This window comes from Rhodococcus sp. 1R11 (assembly GCF_004563845.1).
Taxonomy (GTDB): domain Bacteria; phylum Actinomycetota; class Actinomycetes; order Mycobacteriales; family Mycobacteriaceae; genus Rhodococcoides.
The window spans coordinates 48,224-66,335 of sequence record NZ_SPNG01000003.1 but is presented as its reverse complement, the minus strand read 5'-3'; the positions used below and the strand labels follow the sequence as shown (position 1 = coordinate 66,335).

Sequence of the window (18,112 nt, the reverse complement as noted above, 5' to 3'; positions counted from 1 at the left end):
TTTGTCAGTCGCCTCGCCCCGTCGGGTGTGGGACGCAGTGAGTGCGTGGTCGAGTGGAGAGGTTCCGAAGAACGATGACGGTTCGTACGAAGTGGATGAGGAGCGCCGCGTCGATCGCGCTCGCCGGAGGGCTGACCATCGCCCTCGCCGCCGGATGCAGCAGTGACACCGAGGAGACGCTTGCCGCCGACTCCACGACGTCTGCGCAGGAGTCCGCATTTCCGGTCACGATCGACTCGGCTCTCGGATCCGCGACGATCCCAGAGGCACCGAAGCGGATCGCCACCTGGGGTTGGTCGAACCAGGACGCGATTCTCGCCCTCGGCGTCGTACCCGTTGCGATGCCGACCTTCGACGGTGCCCAGTACGGTGCGGACGACCGCGGCGTTCTGCCGTGGGACGCGAAGGCTCTCGCCGACCTGGGCGGCGACGCGCCGACGCTGCTCTCCGGTGACGGCACCGGAGCGGTTCCGGTCGAGCAGTTCGCTGCCGCCGCACCGGATCTGATCTTCGCGCCGTACTCGGGATTGAGCCAGGAGGAGTTCGACAAGCTCTCCGACATCGCGCCCGTCGTCGCGTACCCGGACAAGCAGTGGACCACCTCGTGGGAGGACCAGCTGACCATCGCGGGCAAGGCGCTGGGCAAGGAGAAGGAGGCAGCCGACCTGGTTTCCGGAGTCGAGGGCTCGATCGCCGATGAGGCCACGAAATACTCTGCGCTGCAGGGCAAGACCGTCACCGTCGCACTGCCCAACGCACCCGGCACCTTCGCCGTCAGCAAGGACGACGACGTGCGAGTCGAATTCCTCGAGCAGCTCGGTCTCGTCAACGAGCCCACCATCCAACAGGCCGACCCGGCCGAGGACCCCGAGGCCGTGTACTTCGAGCTCAGCCTCGAACAGGCGTCGTTGCTGAAGTCGGACGTGCTGTTCGTCGTGGCGTACGACAAGGAATCGCTCGCAGGGTTCCTGGCCGAACCCGCCGTGGCCTCGCAGCCCGTACTGGCGCAGGGACGTACCGCCTCCACCGAGGCCCTCAGTGCCGACAAGAACTTCGCGTTCGGTGGTCTGACGGTGCTGACGATCCCGTACATCCTCGACGACGTGGCCTCGGCGCTGAACACTGCCGCCGAGAACGTTCAGGGCTGACAGCACTCGGGCGGCCCACTCGACGCGAGCACAGGCGTATTCACTTTCGACGACAGGAGCGTGTTCCACCGTGGCAAGGTCCCATCGACTTCAGGTCGTCTTTCCCGAAGTCCTGCGTACGGCAACGGTGATCGATACACGTCAGCTGGGTTCGGGTATGCGCCGGATCGTGTTGGGTGGGCCGCAGCTGCGGGAGTTCTCGCGCGGCGAATACCGGTTCCCAGCGTTGCGCAGCGAAGGATTCGACGACTTCGTTCGGTTGTTCTTCCCGGCGGAGACCGACGGCACGGTGGTGCTTCCGACCCAGCACGAGCGCACCGTCGAATGGCCGCGTGATCCGCGTCCGGTGACCCGCAACTACACCGTGCGCAGCATGGATCCCGAGACCGCGCAGGTGACTCTCGACTTCGTCACCCACGACACCGGCATCGCGTCGACGTGGGGTCGGCGTTGTCGCGTCGGCGACTCCATCACCCTGCTCGGACCGGTGCGGTCGGGCCGTGCCCCGGCCGGTGTCGACTGGGTATTGCTCGTCGGGGACGAGACCGCGTTACCGGCCATCGCTCGGTATCTCCAAGAGGCGTTGCCAGGTCAGCGAATTCGAGTGTTCGTGGAGGTCGCCGACATCGAGCGAGAGTTGCCGTTGCCGACGGCCGCCGACGCCGAGATCACGTGGGTCCACCGGGACGGCGTCACCGCAGGCACCGGCGACTTGCTCGACAGTGCGGTGCGGGCGGCACCCTGGTGGAACGGAACGGTGTTCGCCTGGGTGGCAGGGGAAGCGACCGCTCTCAAAGGAATCCGACGCTACCTGCGCGAGGATCGCGGCCTGCCGCCGGAGATGGTCGACGTCACCGGGTACTGGCGTCGCGCTGAGGTTCCGACCCGCGCCGACGATCCCGAGGTGCCCGACCTCGGCGGCGGCGAGTCCGAGCCGTTCGACAGGCTCGCCGAACGTGCGGAAATCCTGTCGCCCTTCGCTTTCAGGGCGGCCAACACATTACGTATCCCGTTGCACGTGTCCCGAGGGGCGTGCTCCGTCGAATCGCTGGCGGAAGCCACCGAGACGGACGCGCGCGCCCTCGCGAAATTCGTGCGCTATCTGCGTGCCGTCGACGTCCTCGCCGAGAACTCCACCGGTGATCTGATTCTCGGCGATATCGGTGAGGCGATGCTCGGCGACGACTGGATCTCGCACTGGCTGGACCTGGACGGGATCGAGGCACGGGTGGAACTGTCGATCACAGGTCTGCTGGACAGCCTGCGGACCGGCAACGCCAGCGCGAGCCTGCTGACCGGCAACACGTTGGCCGAGGACCTCGAGGCGTCCCCGCGGCTCACCGAACTGCATCACAACCACGTCGCCGACGAAGCCGCGTTCCTGGGTCCTGCTCTGGTGCAGGATTATTCGCTCGACGGGGTCTCGTCCCCGTTGGTGGCGGGCGCAGGATCGGGAGTGGTGCTCGGTTCCGTTCTCTCCCGGTACGACGGTGTATCGGCGGGCGTACTCGGGTTGCCCAGCGAACTCCACTTGATTCGACGTGACCTCGGGAAATGGCCCGAATTCGCAGTGCGAGTGGTGAATCACCCGCAGAGCGTCATGTCCGAGCCGCATGTGGAGCACGGGAACGGATTCGACGCGTATCTGTTGCTCGAGGTCACCGGACACTATCGAGACGAAGACCTCGCACTGCTGTTGCGCAACGCGGCAACTGGATTGGTCGACAACGGAAAACTGGTGGTCGTCGAGCGACTGTTCAACGACGGGTCGTTCGACGAGGACCAGTTGGAATTCGATCTGCTGATGCTCTGCATGCACGGTAGCGGTGTACGAACGAAAGCCGAATTCGCCTCCGTGGCAGCCGCTGCCGGGCTGAGGGTCACGGCAACGACCTCGATCGGCTGGGGTACGACGGTGCTCGATCTGCAACGTGCTCCCTGACACCCGCGACGCTGTTGTGATAGTTCCGTAGTTAGGTTAGCGTTGCCTACTGAAGGCGTGCGCGGATATCCAGGCACTTTCGTTGCGCGCACAAACGCGGTCATGGACCCATTCACCGTCAGGAGCGCTTGCACAATGACTGTCGACGACAACTCGCGAGAATACGACCTCACCGAAGACATCGAGTACGACATCGTCGGAGTCGGCTTCGGACCCTCCAACCTGGGCTTGGCCATCGCGATCGAGGAACACAATCGACAGTGTGCGCCGGCCGAGCGCCTGACGTCGTGCTTCGTCGAGTCGAAGGACGAGTTCGCCTGGCACCCCGGAATGTTGTTGCCGGGAACCACGATGCAGATCTCCTTCCTCAAAGACCTTGCCACTCAGCGCAATGCGAGCAGCGAGTACACGTTTCTGTCGTATCTCTCCGAACGGGGTCGGCTCAACCACTTCATCAACCTGCAGACGTTCTTCCCCAGCCGGCTCGAGTTCCACGACTACCTGTCCTGGGCCGCAGGCAAAGTCGACGCCACGGTGCACTACGGCACGCGGGCGTCCGCGGTCGTCGACACCGGTGACGGTTACGGCGTCCGGACCGAGGGGCGGCGCACCGGGACCGTCCGCGGTCGCAACATCGTGCTCGCCGGCGGCTTGACCGCGGCCCTGCCGGACGGGGTCACCGCGTCGACGCGGCAATTCCACAATCACGACCTACTCGGCCACCTCGACCGGCTGCCGTCGCGGAACCACCGCACGTTCGTCGTCGTCGGTGCCGGGCAGAGCGCAGCCGAAGTGGTCGACTACCTGCACTCCACCTACCAAGACGCATCGGTGCATGCGGTACTGCGCAAGTACGGGTACAGCCCGGCCGACGACAGCCCCTACGCCAACCGCATCTTCGATCCGACCGCCGTCGACGACTTCTACTCGTCCTCGCATTCTCTGCGCGATCAGCTGCTGCACTATCACCGCGGAACAAACTACTCCGCCGTAGACCTGCCCCTGATCGAGGAGCTGTACGCGCGGGAGTACGCCGAGCGGGTCAGCGGAGCGCGACGGCTGTTCGTCCACGGAGCCTCCCGACTGGCCGATGTCACGGAGGAGGCGTCGGGCGTGCGGGCATCGGTGGAACACGGGCCGACAGGATTGGCCGAGGACGTGCTGTGCGACGCTGTCGTCTATGCCACCGGCTTCACGTCCCTCGATCTGCCCGACATCCTCGGGCCGTTGTTCGACGCCGTCGAATTCGATGCGCACGGTCCTCGCGTGACACGGGACTACCGGCTCGTCACGCGCGGATCGAGAGCGGGTTCGATCTACCTGCAGGGCGGCACCGAGCACACCCACGGTCTGACGTCCTCTCTGCTGTCCAACATCGCTGTGCGCAGCGGTGAGATCGTCAAGTCCGCGGTGGGTGCGAGGGTGCGTTCGGTGGTGTGAATCGGGTAGGCACCACTGCGGGCGACGAGCCGGAACAGAGCGATGTTCCGGCTCTCGTCGGTGGTCTGGCCCGAACCGATGCCGGCAGGACCGCCGGTCTGATACTCGTCGTCGCCGTCCTCGCGATTCTGTGCCTGGTGAGTATCGCTGTGGGAGCGGAGAACATCGCTGTCGGTGACGTGTGGCACGCGCTGTGGTCTTCGAACGGTTCCACCGACGCCGTGATCGTCCGCGAGCTCCGAGTTCCGCGGACCGTGCTCGGTGTGCTCGTCGGTACCGCGCTCGGCGTCGCGGGTGCGCTGATCCAGGCGATGACGCGCAACCCGTTGGCCGACCCGGGCATTCTCGGCGTCAATGCCGGAGCGGCACTCTTCGTCGCCATCGCAGTCGGGGTGTTGGGCGTGACCGACGTTCGCTTCTACGTGTGGTTCGCGTTCGTCGGTGCCGTTCTCGCCACCGTCGCGGTGTACGCGTTGGGTTCGGTGGGACGAGCGGGTGCCACTCCGATTCGCTTGACGCTCTCCGGGATTGCCCTCGGTGCGGTGCTCGGCGGCGTCACCTCCGGGATGCTGCTGCTGGACCCGGACTCCTTCGCCAGGATGCGGTTCTGGGGCGCAGGCTCGTTGGCGGGTCGAGGGCTCGACATCGCGGCGGCGACCGGCCCGTTCGTCGCACTGGGGCTGTGTCTTGCGGCGCTCGTCGCGCGTCCGCTCAATGCGATCGCACTGGGCGACGAGCTGGCCCGGTCGTTGGGTGCCGATGCGCTTCGGACGCGGACCGTCGGTGTGATTGCCGTGACGCTGTTGGCCGGCGCGGCGACTGCGGCGGCGGGACCGGTCGGGTTCGTGGGGCTGATGGTGCCGCACATGGTGCGCTGGTTCGTCGGGCCCGACCAACGGTGGATTCTGACCTACACCGTGTTCGCGGCGCCGGCACTGCTGCTCTTCGCCGACGTCATCGGCCGAATCGTCCTCGAGCCGGGGGAGTTGCAGGTCGGTATCGTCACCGCCTTCGTCGGGGCTCCCGTTCTGATCCTGTTGGTCCGCCGAAAGAAAGCGAGCGGGCTGTGAACGGGGCACCGCGCGCCGGGAACATCGACTTCGGCAGAAGGGTGTGGATCGTTCGCACAGTGCTGGGCGCACGAATCGACGTTCGTACGGTCCTCGTCTGCGCGGCCCTGCTGTCGGTGACCGCGGTTGTTGCGGTCCTCGCGATCGGCACCGGCGATTACCACGTTCCACCGGGCCAGGTGCTCGCGGCGGTGTTCGGCGACGCTCCGCGCATCACCGAGATCGTCGTGATGCAGTCGCGGTTCCCCCGGGTTGCTCTGGCATTCCTGTTCGGAGCAGCCCTGGGGGTGTCGGGTGCGATCTTTCAGTCGTTGACGCGAAATCCGTTGGGCAGCCCGGACATCATCGGCTTCTCGACCGGCGCGTACACCGGCGCTCTCGTCGTCATCCTCACCCTCGGCGGCGGTTACTACCGGACCGGAACGGGCGCGCTCGTCGGGGGACTGGTGGCCGCCGCCGTGGTGTACGTGCTCGCCTACAAGCGCGGGGTGCAGGGCTTTCGATTGATCATCGTCGGTATCGCGGTCAGTGCCGTCCTGGCGTCCGTCAATACCTGGCTCGTGGTGAAAGCCGATGTCTCCGAAGCAATCGCAGCCGCCGTCTGGGGCGCGGGCACACTCAACGGGCTGGGGTGGCCGCAGGTGGTTCCCGTTCTTGTGGCCCTGGCTGTCGTCACCCCCGTGGCGGCGACGCTGTCGACGCGGCTACCGGTACTCGAGATGGGTGACGACGCGGCGAGAGCGCTCGGAATCCGCGTCGAGCCGACGCGTCTGATGCTGGTGATCCTCGGGGTCGCCCTCACGGCACTGGTCACGGCGGCAGCGGGGCCGATTTCGTTCGTTGCGCTCGCCGCGCCGCAGTTGGCTCGGCGACTCACCGGTACTTCGTCGGTGGCGATGGTTCCCGCGGCATGCATGGGCGCTCTGCTCCTGATCGTCAGTGACGTTGCAGCGCAACGAGTTTTTGCACCCACTCAGCTTCCGGTCGGTGTGGTGACGGTCTGTGTGGGCGGCGCGTACTTCGTCTGGTTGTTGGCACGAGAAGGGCGGAAGCAATGACCACGAGGCCACGCCTGTACGCAGACGGCATCACCGTCGGATACGACAAGCGAATCATCAGTGAGAAGCTGACCGTCGACATTCCCGACGGCAAGTTCACCGTGATCGTCGGGCCGAACGCCTGCGGTAAATCGACACTGTTGCGCGCGTTGTCGCGGCTGTTGAAGCCGACCGGCGGGGCAGTACTGCTCGACGGCAAGTCCATCTCGTCGTACCCGGCGAAGGAGGTCGCCCGCCGGCTCGGGCTCCTGCCGCAGACCTCCACCGCGCCGGACGGCATCTCGGTGGCCGATCTCGTTGCGCGAGGACGCTATCCGCATCAGAAGTTGATCCGGCAATGGTCCGTCGCGGACGAGGCCGCGGTGGTGGAGGCCATGAATGCGACCGGAGTGACGTCGCTGTCGGCCCGACCGGTCGACGAACTGTCCGGTGGACAGCGGCAGAGAGTATGGGTGGCAATGGTTCTCGCGCAACAGACGCCCCTGCTGCTCTTGGACGAGCCGACGACGTTTCTGGACATCGCGCACCAGATCGAACTGCTCGACCTGCTGGCCACACTGCCCCGCGACAACCGCAACACCCTCGTCGCCGTGTTGCACGATCTCAACCACGCATGTCGATACGCCGACCACATCATCGCGATGAGGGACGGCGCCGTGGTCACCGAAGGTCCGCCGGCCGAGATCGTCACCGCCGAGTTGGTCGAGGCGGTGTTCGGACTGCCGTGCCGCATCATCGACGATCCGGAATCGCACACCCCGTTGGTAATACCCAAGGTGGCCGCTGGCAGGCTAGGCAAGGCTTAGTTTAGAATTGCACAGAAATGCCGCCGAGTTAGCCTGAGGGTTCTCGCACAGTCGGACGAGAGATGTATCGAGGACGAAGATGACCGATCAGCAGCGTGGTTTCCACTACGCCGACGTCGTTGCGGTGGAGCAGCTCACCGTGCACATGGTGCGCGTCACCTTCGGCGGCGAGCACGTCGCCGGTTATCGCACGCTCGGAGCACCCGACGAGTGCGTCGGGGTCTATTTTCCGCGCGAAGGCGAGTCGGCCCCGCCGCCGATGACCGAGGTCGACGGCCTGTGGTGGTTCCATGGCCTCGAGAACGCGCCGGAGGGCCGGAACTACACGATCCGACGCGCCGATCCCGACCGCGGCCAATTGACCATCGACTTCTTCGCACACGAGGGTGGCGTCGCGGCCACTTGGGCTCAGCAGGCCACTCCCGGTCAGACAGTGCTCTTCACTCGCCCGCGGTCGTGGTACTCACCGCCCGCCGACGTCGATTGGCTGCTGCTGGTGGCCGACATGACTGGGGTTCCGGCGTTGGGCCGACTGATCGAACAGTTGCCCGCAGGCACCCGCGCACACGCGATTGTCGAGGTACTCGAACGCGGTGACATCCAGACGTTCGAGACAGCCGCCGACGTGACGTTCGATTGGCGTATCGGATCCGGAAACGGTGACAGCGCAAGCGTTCTCGACGACGCGGTGCTCGCATACCCGCTACCAGAGGAACGCGGCTACGTGTGGTTCGCCGGTGAGGCGTCGTCCTCGCGTCGAGTACGCAAGTACTTCCGTAAGGACTTGGGCTACGAGAACAAGTATTTCGACATCATCGGGTACTGGCGCGCAGATTCGGAGAAGTGGCTCGAAAAGTACAAGCAGTACCAGGAGGAGGCGCTCGCTGTGTACAACGGCGTCATCGAATCCGGCCGCACCGAGCAGGAAGCCAGTGAGGCATTCGACGCGCTGCTCGAGCGGGTCGGGCTCTAGCGCCGAAATTCGTAGTCGGGCAATTCCAGCGTCGCCGCGTCGGGGCCGAGGAATCTGCTCGTGACCGCTTGAACCGGCTTCGATCCGGCCAGGCGCAGCGCGGTGCGAAAAGCAGCTACTCCCACAGTCGTTTTCGGATGCGCGACGCGGGGAACTCCCGGTGGCAGCTTCTGAGCCTGCTCGACGAACGGCCGCATGCGAGCCTCGAAGGCTTCGAACCCGGCGCGATGATCGCGCGCGCGGGCGAGTTCCCCGGCGAGCACGTAGGCCCCGGTGACCGACAACGTGGTGCCCATCCCGCTCAATGGCGTTGCGCACCACGCAGCGTCGCCCAGCATGCCGATTCTGCCGTTCGACCAGCGTGGAGCCTTCACCTGCGCGAGGTAGTCGACGTAGAGTTCCGAATCCGGGCCGAGCGAGTCGAGAATTCGGGGCACTTCCCAGCCAACGTCGGCGAACGTCGCTCGCAAGGCGGCAATCACCTGCTCGGTGGACGCGCCTTCGTACCCGCCGTCGTCGGACACCCAGGAGAGGCTGAAACGCGTCGTGCCGAGGTTGTCCGGGCGCAGATTGGCGACCCTGGATCCGGTGGCGTTGCACCAACGCCACCAGCCGTCGTCACTCGGTTCCTTCGGCAAGACCCCGTAGGCGGTGTACAGGCCGACCGGAGTCGTCTCCGTCTCGCCGGGAAACGCCAATTCGCGGCTGCTGGAACGAATTCCGTCAGCGAACAGGACGAGGTCGAACCTCTCCGGTGCGTTCGACGCGAACGTGACATCGACGCCGTCGGCATCCTGAGCCACGTCGACGACACGATCGCCGTACCGGTAGTGCGTTCGCGGACCGGCAGATTCGACGAGAATTCGCGCGAACTCGCCGCGCAGAATCTCCATCTCCGCCGTCGGTCCGTCGTGTGATCCGTCTCCGGCCGGAAAGGCCGCGATGGTGGCGTCGGAGTCGTCGACGAATCTGGTGCCCTTCTCGGTGGTGCCGTTGGCCAGCAGGGTCTGCTCCAGGCCCATGCGTCGCAGCACCTCGCGTCCACTACCGCGGACGTCGATATTCTGGCCGCCCAGTCGCAGCTGCGGACTGCGCTCGACGACGACGACGTCGTATCCGGCTTTGTCGAGCCAGTAGGCGACGGTGGGGCCGGCGATGCTGGCACCGGTGACGAGCACGCGTTCGGTCATGGGTTCCGGAGTGCCCCCGCCCTCGGTTGTTCAACCCATCGGTCGTGCACGGAAACTCGACCTCTGCTACGAAGTTTCGCTCACCTGGGCCGCGCGCTTGGGCATGAACACCGCAGCGACGGTCATCAGGACGGCGGCGACCAGCACTCCGATGAAGACCAGATGGATGGCGTCGGACAGTTGTTCGGGCTCTGGATCCCCGGACACACGGGCGTTGACGATGGCACCGAACACCGCGACGCCGACGGCGCTACCGAGCGAGCGGGCGAACATGTTGGTGGAGGTGACGACACCGCGTTCGGCCCAATCGACGCTCGACTGCGCGGCGATCAATGTGGGGCTCGCGATCAACCCCATGCCGAGGCCGATGACGAAGCACATCGCCGCGACGTGCCAGATCTGCGAATCGGCGTCGAGCAGAGTCGTCAGTGCCGTACCCACGATCCCGATCGAACCGCCGACCACTGCCGTCGTGCGGAAGCCGAAGCGCAGGTACACCCGTCCGGACTGGGATGCCGCTATCGGCCAGCCGAGGGTCAGCGTGGACAGCGAGAAACCCGCGATGATGGCTCCGGTGCCGAACACGCCCTGTACGAAGGTCGGGACGTAGGACGTCAGTCCCAGGATCAATGCGCCGACGAGCAACGAGATGAAGCTGCTGACCACCAGCACCCGCCGGGTGAACACCCACAGCGGCAGGATCGGCTCCTCGGCGCGGGACTCGACCCATGCGAACACCGCCAGCAGCAGGAAGCCCACGACGAAGATCGCGATGCTGATCGGCGAACCCCAGGCCCAGGATCGGCCGCCTTCGAGCAGGCCGAGAAGCACCATCGTCGCGCCGACAGTGAGCAGAGCGGCACCGAGGTAGTCGATCTTCGGCTTGGCGCGTTCGACTGCGCCTTCCTCGAACTTGCGCAGCAACATGAACGCCGCCACCGCGCACAGCGGAATGTTGATGAAGAAGATCCACCGCCACGACAGATACTCGGAGAAGACGCCACCGAGGGCGGGGCCGAGCACCGACGAGATCGCCCACACGCTGGCCAGGTAGCCCTGCACCTTGGCGCGCTCGGGCAGCGTGTAGATGTCGCCTGCGATGGTGATGGACATCGGCTGTACGGCACCCGCGCCGAGTCCCTGAATCGCGCGGAATGCAATCAGAGCAGGCATGCTCCACGCCAGGCCGCACAGAATCGAGCCCAAGCAGAACACCGCGATGCCGAACACCATGATCTTCTTGCGCCCGAACAGATCGGACAATTTGCCGTAGAGCGGCACCGAGACAGCCTGTGCCAGCAGGTAGATCGAGAACAACCACGGGAACTGCGCAAACCCGCCGAGGTCGCCGACGATGGTGAGCACCGCAGTGGCGATGATCGTCGCGTCCAGCGCAACCAGCGACGAGCTGAGCATCAGCGCGATCAGGATGGGACCGCGTTCGGAGCGGAATCCGATGTCCGGGGTCGATTCGGTCGTTGCCATTGCTACTCATTGTGATCCCTGCCCGCCGACGTGGCGGCACCGGCCCAGATAGTGTTGAGCCTCGTGCGACCATCACTGAGTAGCTACGAGCATCTGGCCGGCGGCAAGGTCCGCGATCTGTACACGATCGACGACGCGCATCTGCTGCTCGTCGCGAGCGATCGAATCTCGGCCTACGACCACATCCTCGACACCCCGATCCCGGACAAGGGACGTGTGTTGACGGCGATGAGCGTGTTCTTCTTCACCGAGCTCGGCGGCGTCAACCACCTGGCCGGTGATCCGCTCGACGAACGCATCCCCGCCGAACTGCTCGGCCGCGCCCTGGTGGTGAAGAAGCTGAACATGGTGCCGATCGAGTGCGTGGCTCGCGGCTATCTCACCGGATCCGGGTTGGCCGACTACAACGCGACCGGAGCGGTGTGCGGCGTCGAACTGCCGCCCGGCCTGATCGAATCGAGCAAACTCGACGAGGTGATCTTCACTCCTGCCGCCAAGGCCGAACTGGGCGAGCACGACGAGAACATCACCTTCGACCAGGCCGTCGAACTGGTCGGTGCCGAGCTCGCCTTCAAACTTCGCGAAGACACCATCGAGATCTATTCGCGTGCAGCCAACTTCGCTCTGGAACGCGGAATCATTCTCGCGGACACCAAGTTCGAGTTCGGGACCGACGCCGACGGCAATCTCGTTCTCGCCGACGAGGTGCTCACTCCCGACTCGTCCCGTTACTGGCCTGCCGATTCGTACGAGGAAGGTCGCATCCAGCCGAGCTTCGACAAGCAGTTCGTCCGCGACTGGTTGACCGGTGAATCCGGGTGGGACCGCACATCCGACACCCCGCCACCACCGTTGCCGGACGACATCGTCGCCGCGACCCGCAGCCGCTACATCGAGGCCTACGAGCGCATCTCGGGCCTGAACTTCGACGATTGGGTCACGCCATGACGATCACCCCGCCCGTTGCCAGGAAGGTGCCGCTCGAGCGCACCCATCACGGCGATACGTTCATCGACAACTACGAGTGGTTGCGCGCCAAGGAAGACCCCGAGGTGATCGCCTACCTCGAGGCCGAGAACGCCTACACCGAGCAGCAGACGGCCGGACTGGAATCACTCCGCGGCAAGATCTTCGACGAGATCAAATCGCGAACCCAGGAGACCGACCTGTCCGTGCCGACGCGCATGGGCCAGTGGTGGTACTACTCGCGCACCGTCGAGGGAAAGTCGTACGGCCTCCAATGCCGTTGCCCCGTCGACTCTCCCGACGACTGGACACCGCCGACGCTGTCTTCCGACGTGGACGTTCCCGGTGAGCAGGTTCTGCTCGACGCCAACGTCGAGGCGGAGGGGCACGACTTCTTTTCCCTCGGTGCGTTCTCGATCAGCCTCGACGGCACGCTGCTGGCGTACTCGACCGACACCGAGGGCGACGAGCGGTACACACTGCGCTTCAAGAACCTCGAAACCGGAGAATTGCTGGCCGACACCATCGAGAACGTCGCGCCGGGTGCCACCTGGACCGCCGACGCCACGCATGTCTTCTACCTGACGGTCGACGAGTCCTGGCGTCCCGACACCGTCTGGCGGCACACGCTCGGTAAGGCCGAGGACGTCAAGGTCTTCCACGAGCCCGACGAGAGCTACTGGGTCGGATTCGGTTCCACCCGTAGCGAGAAGTACCTGATGATCTGGGTCGGCTCCAAGATCACCTCCGAATGCCTCGTCCTGGAATCCACCGATCCCGAGGGCGAATTCCGTGTCGTACTGCCGCGCACGGACGGCATCGAGTACAGCATCGAACACGCTGTCGTGGCCGGTGAGGATCGCTTCCTGATCACCCACAACGGCTCGGTCAACGGCTGGGGCACCGAGGGGGAGAAGGCCGAGAACTTCCTGCTCGCCGAGGCCCCGGTCAGCGATCCACTCGATCAGCGCATTCTGGTTCCACACCGCGACGACGTCCGAGTCGAGGACATCGATGCCTTCGCGAGCCACCTTATCTTCACCTATCGCCGAGAAGCGTTGACTCGCATGGCAATCTGGCCGTTGACCGACGAGGGATACGGCGAGTACCGCGAGCTCGAATTCGACGAGGAGCTCTACTCCGTCGGTGCGGGCTCGAACCCGGAATGGGACCAGCCGCTGCTGCGGATGGTCTACACCTCGTTCATCACCCCCGGTCAGGTGTACGACCTGGACATCGCCAGTGGTGAGCTCCTGCTCCGCAAATCGCAGCCGGTTCTCGGTGAGTTCAACGCCGGCGACTACGTGCAGCACCGGGAGTGGGCGACCGCGCCGGACGGAACACAGATTCCGCTGTCGGTCATCGCTCGCAAGGACGTCCCCGAGGGGCCTGCTCCCACGCTGCTGTACGGCTACGGATCGTACGAGGCATCGATGGACCCGTCGTTCTCGGTCGCGAGGTTGTCTCTGCTCGACCGCGGCATCGTCTTCGTCGTCGCACACGTGCGCGGCGGCGGCGAGATGGGTCGCCACTGGTACGACAACGGCAAGACGCTGAAGAAGAAGAACACCTTCACCGACTTCGTCGCTGCCGCACAGCATCTGATCGACACCGGCCGTACCTCACCGAAGCATCTGGTTGCCGACGGCGGTAGCGCAGGCGGACTGCTGATGGGTGCGGTGGCCAACCTCGCACCCGAGCTATTCAACGGCATCCTGGCCAACGTTCCGTTCGTCGACCCACTCACCTCCATCCTCGACCCGTCGCTGCCGCTGACGGTCATCGAATGGGACGAGTGGGGTAACCCGTTGGCGGACGAGGAGGTGTACGAATACATGAAGTCGTACAGCCCCTACGAGAACGTCGAGGCCAAGGACTACCCGTCGATCCTCGCGATCACGTCCATCAACGACACCCGAGTCCTGTACGTCGAGCCCGCGAAATGGGTTGCGGCCCTGCGTGCCACGAAGACGGGGGACTCGGATCTGCTGCTCAAGACCGAAATGAGCGCCGGACACGGCGGCGTGAGCGGACGCTACGAGAAATGGAAAGAAGCGGCATTCGAGTACGCCTGGATCGTCGAGAAGACCGGTGCCCATGTGAGTGGAAATTCGTAGCCTGCTACGAATTTCCACTCACATGCGGCGGAGCCGCTCTAACGCCACACATAGCGGACCTGCGGTCGCCCGGCTTTGCCGTATTCGGTGTGCCGGGTGACCAGGCCGTCGTCGGCCAGTCGTTCGAGGTAGCGCCAGGCCGTCACCCGGGACACTCCGACGACCTTCGCGGCCTCGGAGGCGTTGAGCCCGTCGACGGATTGCTTGACGCTGGCGGTGATGCCGTCCATCGTCTGTGGGGCAATGCCTTTGGGGGTAGAGACGCGTTCGTCGGCCGTGCGCAGATGTGCCATCGCACGGTCGATGTCTCGTTGACTCGACGCGTTCTCACCGGCGGGTAATGCATCGTGGAATTCGCGGTAGCGCTCGAGCTTGTCTCGAAACGCAGCGAACGTGAACGGCTTGAGCAGATACAGCACGATGCCGTGGGCCACGGCCGAACGCACTACCGACAGATCACGTTCGGAGGTAATGGCAATGACGTCGGGGCTCGGACGCAGGCCGCCGAGGGCCGCGGCCACGTCGATGCCACTGGCGTCGGGCAGCCCGATGTCGAGCAGCACCAGATCGACGGATTCGGTACTGGCGAATCGCATGGCAGCAGCGCCTGTGTGCGCCACCCCGGCAACCTCGAAGCCCTGGGTGCGCTCGACGTACGTCTTGTGGGCCTCGGCGATGAGCGGTTCGTCGTCGACGATCAGTACGCGGATCAAGACGTCGCTCCCGGGATGGTCCCAACCAACACCGACCCGTATGTCACTTCCGAGGTCAACGTGCCACCGTGCCGCGTGATCACCTGCGTCACCAACGCGAGGCCGAGTCCGCGAGATCCGGATTTGGTCGAGTATCCGCGCCGGAGAGCAGCTTTCAGAGTTTCCGGTGGCATGCCGGGACCGCTGTCGGCCACTCGGACGACGAGTTCACCGTCGGCGTCGCGAACCGTCACTTCGACCCACGGCTGGTCGGATTCTTTCGAGGCATCGATCGCATTGTCTATCAGATTGCCCACCAGCGTCACCAATTCGCGAGCAGTCAGAACCCCTTCGTGCTCCATCGCCGTGTCGTCGGTGATCGTCAGCTCGACGCCCTGTTCGGCAGCCTGGCTGACCTTGCCGAGCAACAGCGCCGCGAGCGCAGGCTCGCCGACCGCGTTCATCAACCGGTCGATGAGAGTCTGCGAGAGTTCGAGATCGGCCGTCGCGAATTCGACGGCTTCTTCGGGCCGACCGAGCTCGACCATCGTGATGACCGTGTGCAACCGATTCGCCGCCTCGTGCGCCTGCGAACGCAGCGACTCCGCGAAACTGCGCACCGAATCCAATTCGCCCATCAACGAACGCAGCTCGGTCTGATCGCGAATCGTCAGGACATTACCCAGGCGTTTGCCCTCCCACATGACCGGATCCTGGTTGACGACCAGCACGCGATCCTTCGTCAGATGCAGTTCACCGCGGACGATTCCGGTGTCCATCTGTTGCATCGACTCCGGCAACGACGTCATCGACACCGGCCCGTCCGGTAGGTCGAGAAGGCGTCGGGCCTCGTCGTTGACCAACTCCGCCTCGTCGCCGCGTCCGAACACCAACAGACCCTCGCCGATGGAATGCAGAACGGCGTCGTGATGCTCGTACATCGTCCGCAATTCGGCCGGTGCCATTCCCAATGTCTGACGCCGGAGCCGGCGGCTGAGCAGCGTCGAACCGGCCGCGGCCACGACGAAGGCCGCGAGCACGACGGCGAGTATCAACGGCAGGCCTTGTAAGAACTGGTCACTGATCTTCTGCCGGGTGACTCCAGCGGACACGAGGCCGACGATCTCGCCGTCGGTATCGGTGACCGGGGTGACCGCCCTGATCGACGGGCCGAGAGAGCCCACGTACGTCTCGGTGAACGTCTCGCCGAGCAGTGCACGATCGATGTTGCCGCTGAACGGTTTACCGATCAGGTCGACGGTGGTGTGCGTGAAGCGGGTGCGATCGGGAGCCATGACGACGATGAAGTCGACCCCGGTGACCTGCCTGATCTTCTCGGTTTCCGGTTGCAGACGAGACGTCGGGTCGTCGGATTGGATGGCCAGCGGCGTCGACGGTTCGTTGGCGATACTCACCGCGATCGCCGTCACTTCACGTCGGGTGGCGTCGTCGCTGTTGGACCTCTCATTGAGGATCGTCAGGATCCCGCCGGCGAGAACGACGACGGCCATGACGACCAGTTGCAGGACCAATACCTGGCCCGCCACGCTCAGCGGCCGCTTCGAGGACAACACATTCCTTTCAGACAAGAAACATCGATGTGAACAGAATGAACGTATAGGTGACTCCAGTCACTGCGTGCAGCAACATCATCTCTCAGCAGGGGTGACCCACCTCACTCCACTCCGGCGATCACGAAGCCACCAGCCACATTCACGCACCACCGGAACACTAAGGAACGTCCATGACTATCAGCACCGACGCTGAGCGGAACGACAATCCGTCGTCCGAGCCGAAGAAGAAGCGCGACAGAACGCACTGGCTCTACATTGCCGTGATCATCGCCGTCATCGCCGGCATCATCGTCGGACTCGTGTGGAAGGACTTCGCCTCCGACCTGTCGATCCTCGGCACGCTCTTCGTCAGCCTGATCAAGATGATGATCAGCCCGGTCATCTTCTGCACCATCGTCCTCGGCATCGGATCGGTGCGCGCCGCAGCCAGTGTCGGCCGAGTCGGCGGCCTGGCGCTCGCTTACTTCATCGGCATGTCGACTATTGCCCTCGGTATCGGCATGGTCGTCGGCAACCTGATCAAGCCAGGTGACGGCCTGAACATCTCGCCCAACGACGCCGGTCTCAAGCTCGCCGACACCGCCCACGAGGCCGGCGGGACGATGGACTTCATCGCCGGAATCATCCCCACGTCGCTGCTCTCGTCGCTGACGGCCGGTTCTGTTCTGCAGACGCTCTTCGTCGCCATCTTGGTCGGCTTCGCACTGCAGGCGATGGGCAAGCAGGGCGAAGGCATCCTCAAGGGCATCGGTGCAGTTCAGAAGCTCGTCTTCCGCATCCTGACGATGATCCTGTGGCTCGCCCCGATCGGTGCTTTCGGTGCCATCGCCGGTGTCGTCGGCAAGACCGGTTTCGACGCCGTCATCCAGCTCGGCACCTTGATGCTCGCCTTCTACATCACCTGCTTCATCTTCGTCTTCTTCTTCCTCGGCCTGATCCTCAAGTTCGTCTCCGGATTCTCGATCTTCAAGCTGGTCAAGTACTTGGCTCGTGAATACCTGCTCATCGTCGCCACGTCGTCCTCCGAATCGGCCCTGCCGCGTCTGATCGCCAAGATGGAGCACGTCGGCGTCGAGCGCACCACCGTCGGCATCGTTGTTCCGACCGGCTACTCGTTCAACCTCGACGGCACCGCGATCTACCTGACGATGGCCTCGATCTTCATCGCCGACGCCATGAACCTGCCGCTCTCCATCGGGGAGCAGTTCTCGCTGCTGCTGTTCATGATCATCGCCTCCAAGGGCGCAGCCGGAGTGTCCGGAGCAGGCCTGGCGACGCTCGCCGGCGGCCTGTCGAGCCACCGCCCGGAACTGCTCGACGGTGTGCAGCTCATCGTCGGAATCGACCGGTTCATGTCCGAGGCTCGCGCCGTCACCAACTTCTCCGGTAACGCCGTCGCGACCCTGCTGGTCGGCACCTGGACCAAGACGATCGATAAGGATCGGGTCAACACGGTGCTCGACGGCAACCTGCCGTTCGACGAGGAGACCATGGTCGACGACCACCTCCCCGAGGACGAGCGACCCGCCGACAAGCAGGTCATCATCGAGAAGAACGCCGCCAAGGCATAAGAACCTGCCGGGCGACGCGCATCCCCCCGTCGCCCGGTTCGGAAAAACGCAAGTACGGCCCTGCCACCAGCGGGGCCGTA

General features: G+C 64.7%; 14 protein-coding genes. 10 read left to right on the top strand and 4 right to left on the bottom strand.

All coding sequences use genetic code 11. The features are described 5' to 3' along the window. The first annotated feature begins 74 nt into the window (after positions 1 to 74). The 7 genes from E4P29_RS06245 (at position 75) to E4P29_RS06215 (ending at position 8,437) form a co-directional block, all read left to right on the top strand. Positions 75 to 1,148: an ABC transporter substrate-binding protein gene (locus E4P29_RS06245; protein WP_245154186.1), complete on the top strand. Its 1,074-nt coding sequence runs from the start codon at positions 75 to 77 to the stop codon at positions 1,146 to 1,148. Between the two features lie 70 nt (positions 1,149 to 1,218). Continuing rightward, positions 1,219 to 3,090: a siderophore-interacting protein gene (locus E4P29_RS06240; protein ID WP_135042875.1), complete on the top strand. Its 1,872-nt coding sequence runs from the start codon at positions 1,219 to 1,221 to the stop codon at positions 3,088 to 3,090. A 135-nt stretch (positions 3,091 to 3,225) separates the two neighbouring features. Beyond that, a complete protein-coding gene (locus E4P29_RS06235; protein ID WP_135042873.1) occupies positions 3,226 to 4,530 on the top strand; it encodes a SidA/IucD/PvdA family monooxygenase in 1,305 nt (434 codons plus the stop codon). Then, positions 4,527 to 5,600, top strand: a complete 1,074-nt coding sequence (locus E4P29_RS06230; protein WP_135042871.1) for an iron chelate uptake ABC transporter family permease subunit — start codon at positions 4,527 to 4,529, stop codon at positions 5,598 to 5,600. The genes E4P29_RS06235 and E4P29_RS06230 overlap by 4 nt, the downstream gene beginning before the upstream one ends. After that, complete coding sequence (locus E4P29_RS06225; RefSeq protein WP_135042869.1) at positions 5,597 to 6,658, top strand: iron chelate uptake ABC transporter family permease subunit; 1,062 nt, start codon at positions 5,597 to 5,599, stop codon at positions 6,656 to 6,658. The genes E4P29_RS06230 and E4P29_RS06225 overlap by 4 nt, the downstream gene beginning before the upstream one ends. Further along, entirely contained in the window at positions 6,655 to 7,464 is an 810-nt protein-coding gene (locus tag E4P29_RS06220; protein WP_135042867.1) for an ABC transporter ATP-binding protein, read from the top strand. The genes E4P29_RS06225 and E4P29_RS06220 overlap by 4 nt, the downstream gene beginning before the upstream one ends. 79 nt (positions 7,465 to 7,543) lie before the next feature. Next, on the top strand, positions 7,544 to 8,437 hold the full coding sequence (locus E4P29_RS06215) for a siderophore-interacting protein (RefSeq protein WP_135042865.1): 894 nt from the start codon (positions 7,544 to 7,546) through the stop codon (positions 8,435 to 8,437). Here E4P29_RS06215 and E4P29_RS06210 read toward each other — a convergent pair. Next, positions 8,434 to 9,627, bottom strand: a complete 1,194-nt coding sequence (locus tag E4P29_RS06210) for an FAD-dependent monooxygenase (RefSeq protein ID WP_135042863.1) — start codon at positions 9,625 to 9,627, stop codon at positions 8,434 to 8,436. The two genes, E4P29_RS06215 and E4P29_RS06210, sit on opposite strands and share 4 nt — an antisense overlap. 66 nt (positions 9,628 to 9,693) lie before the next feature. Further along, on the bottom strand, positions 9,694 to 11,112 hold the full coding sequence (locus E4P29_RS06205; protein WP_135042861.1) for an MDR family MFS transporter: 1,419 nt from the start codon (positions 11,110 to 11,112) through the stop codon (positions 9,694 to 9,696). 63 nt (positions 11,113 to 11,175) lie between these two features. Between E4P29_RS06205 and E4P29_RS06200 the strand changes: the two genes are divergently transcribed. Continuing rightward, the gene (locus E4P29_RS06200) at positions 11,176 to 12,060 is read left to right on the top strand and encodes a phosphoribosylaminoimidazolesuccinocarboxamide synthase (RefSeq protein ID WP_135042859.1); all 885 of its coding nucleotides are present in this window, start codon (positions 11,176 to 11,178) and stop codon (positions 12,058 to 12,060) included. Beyond that, positions 12,057 to 14,195: a S9 family peptidase gene (locus tag E4P29_RS06195; RefSeq protein WP_135042857.1), complete on the top strand. Its 2,139-nt coding sequence runs from the start codon at positions 12,057 to 12,059 to the stop codon at positions 14,193 to 14,195. The genes E4P29_RS06200 and E4P29_RS06195 overlap by 4 nt, the downstream gene beginning before the upstream one ends. A 38-nt stretch (positions 14,196 to 14,233) precedes the next feature. Here E4P29_RS06195 and E4P29_RS06190 read toward each other — a convergent pair whose 3' ends face one another. Further along, a complete protein-coding gene (locus E4P29_RS06190; protein ID WP_135042855.1) occupies positions 14,234 to 14,908 on the bottom strand; it encodes a response regulator in 675 nt (224 codons plus the stop codon). Further along, the gene (locus E4P29_RS06185; RefSeq protein ID WP_245154211.1) at positions 14,905 to 16,398 is read right to left on the bottom strand and encodes a sensor histidine kinase; all 1,494 of its coding nucleotides are present in this window, start codon (positions 16,396 to 16,398) and stop codon (positions 14,905 to 14,907) included. The genes E4P29_RS06190 and E4P29_RS06185 overlap by 4 nt, the downstream gene beginning before the upstream one ends. Before the next feature lie 233 nt (positions 16,399 to 16,631). Here E4P29_RS06185 and E4P29_RS06180 point away from each other — a divergent pair, with 233 nt between their 5' ends. Continuing rightward, positions 16,632 to 18,032 (top strand): cation:dicarboxylase symporter family transporter, encoded by a 1,401-nt coding sequence (locus tag E4P29_RS06180; protein WP_135042853.1) that lies wholly within the window; start codon positions 16,632 to 16,634, stop codon positions 18,030 to 18,032. Positions 18,033 to 18,112 lie beyond the last annotated feature (80 nt).

What these genes read in the sequence shown, in the direction of transcription:
- E4P29_RS06245 (WP_245154186.1), top strand. Translation starts at nt 75, where the DNA reads ATGACGGTTCGTACGAAGTGGATGAGGAGCGCCGCGTCGATCGCGCTC.
- E4P29_RS06235 (WP_135042873.1), top strand. Translation starts at nt 3,226, where the DNA reads ATGACTGTCGACGACAACTCGCGAGAATACGACCTCACCGAAGACATC.
- E4P29_RS06220 (WP_135042867.1), top strand. Translation starts at nt 6,655, where the DNA reads ATGACCACGAGGCCACGCCTGTACGCAGACGGCATCACCGTCGGATAC.
- E4P29_RS06215 (WP_135042865.1), top strand. Translation starts at nt 7,544, where the DNA reads ATGACCGATCAGCAGCGTGGTTTCCACTACGCCGACGTCGTTGCGGTG.
- E4P29_RS06210 (WP_135042863.1), bottom strand. Translation starts at nt 9,627, where the DNA reads ATGACCGAACGCGTGCTCGTCACCGGTGCCAGCATCGCCGGCCCCACC.
- E4P29_RS06205 (WP_135042861.1), bottom strand. Translation starts at nt 11,112, where the DNA reads ATGGCAACGACCGAATCGACCCCGGACATCGGATTCCGCTCCGAACGC.
- E4P29_RS06195 (WP_135042857.1), top strand. Translation starts at nt 12,057, where the DNA reads ATGACGATCACCCCGCCCGTTGCCAGGAAGGTGCCGCTCGAGCGCACC.
- E4P29_RS06185 (WP_245154211.1), bottom strand. Translation starts at nt 16,398, where the DNA reads ATGGCCGTCGTCGTTCTCGCCGGCGGGATCCTGACGATCCTCAATGAG.
- E4P29_RS06180 (WP_135042853.1), top strand. Translation starts at nt 16,632, where the DNA reads ATGACTATCAGCACCGACGCTGAGCGGAACGACAATCCGTCGTCCGAG.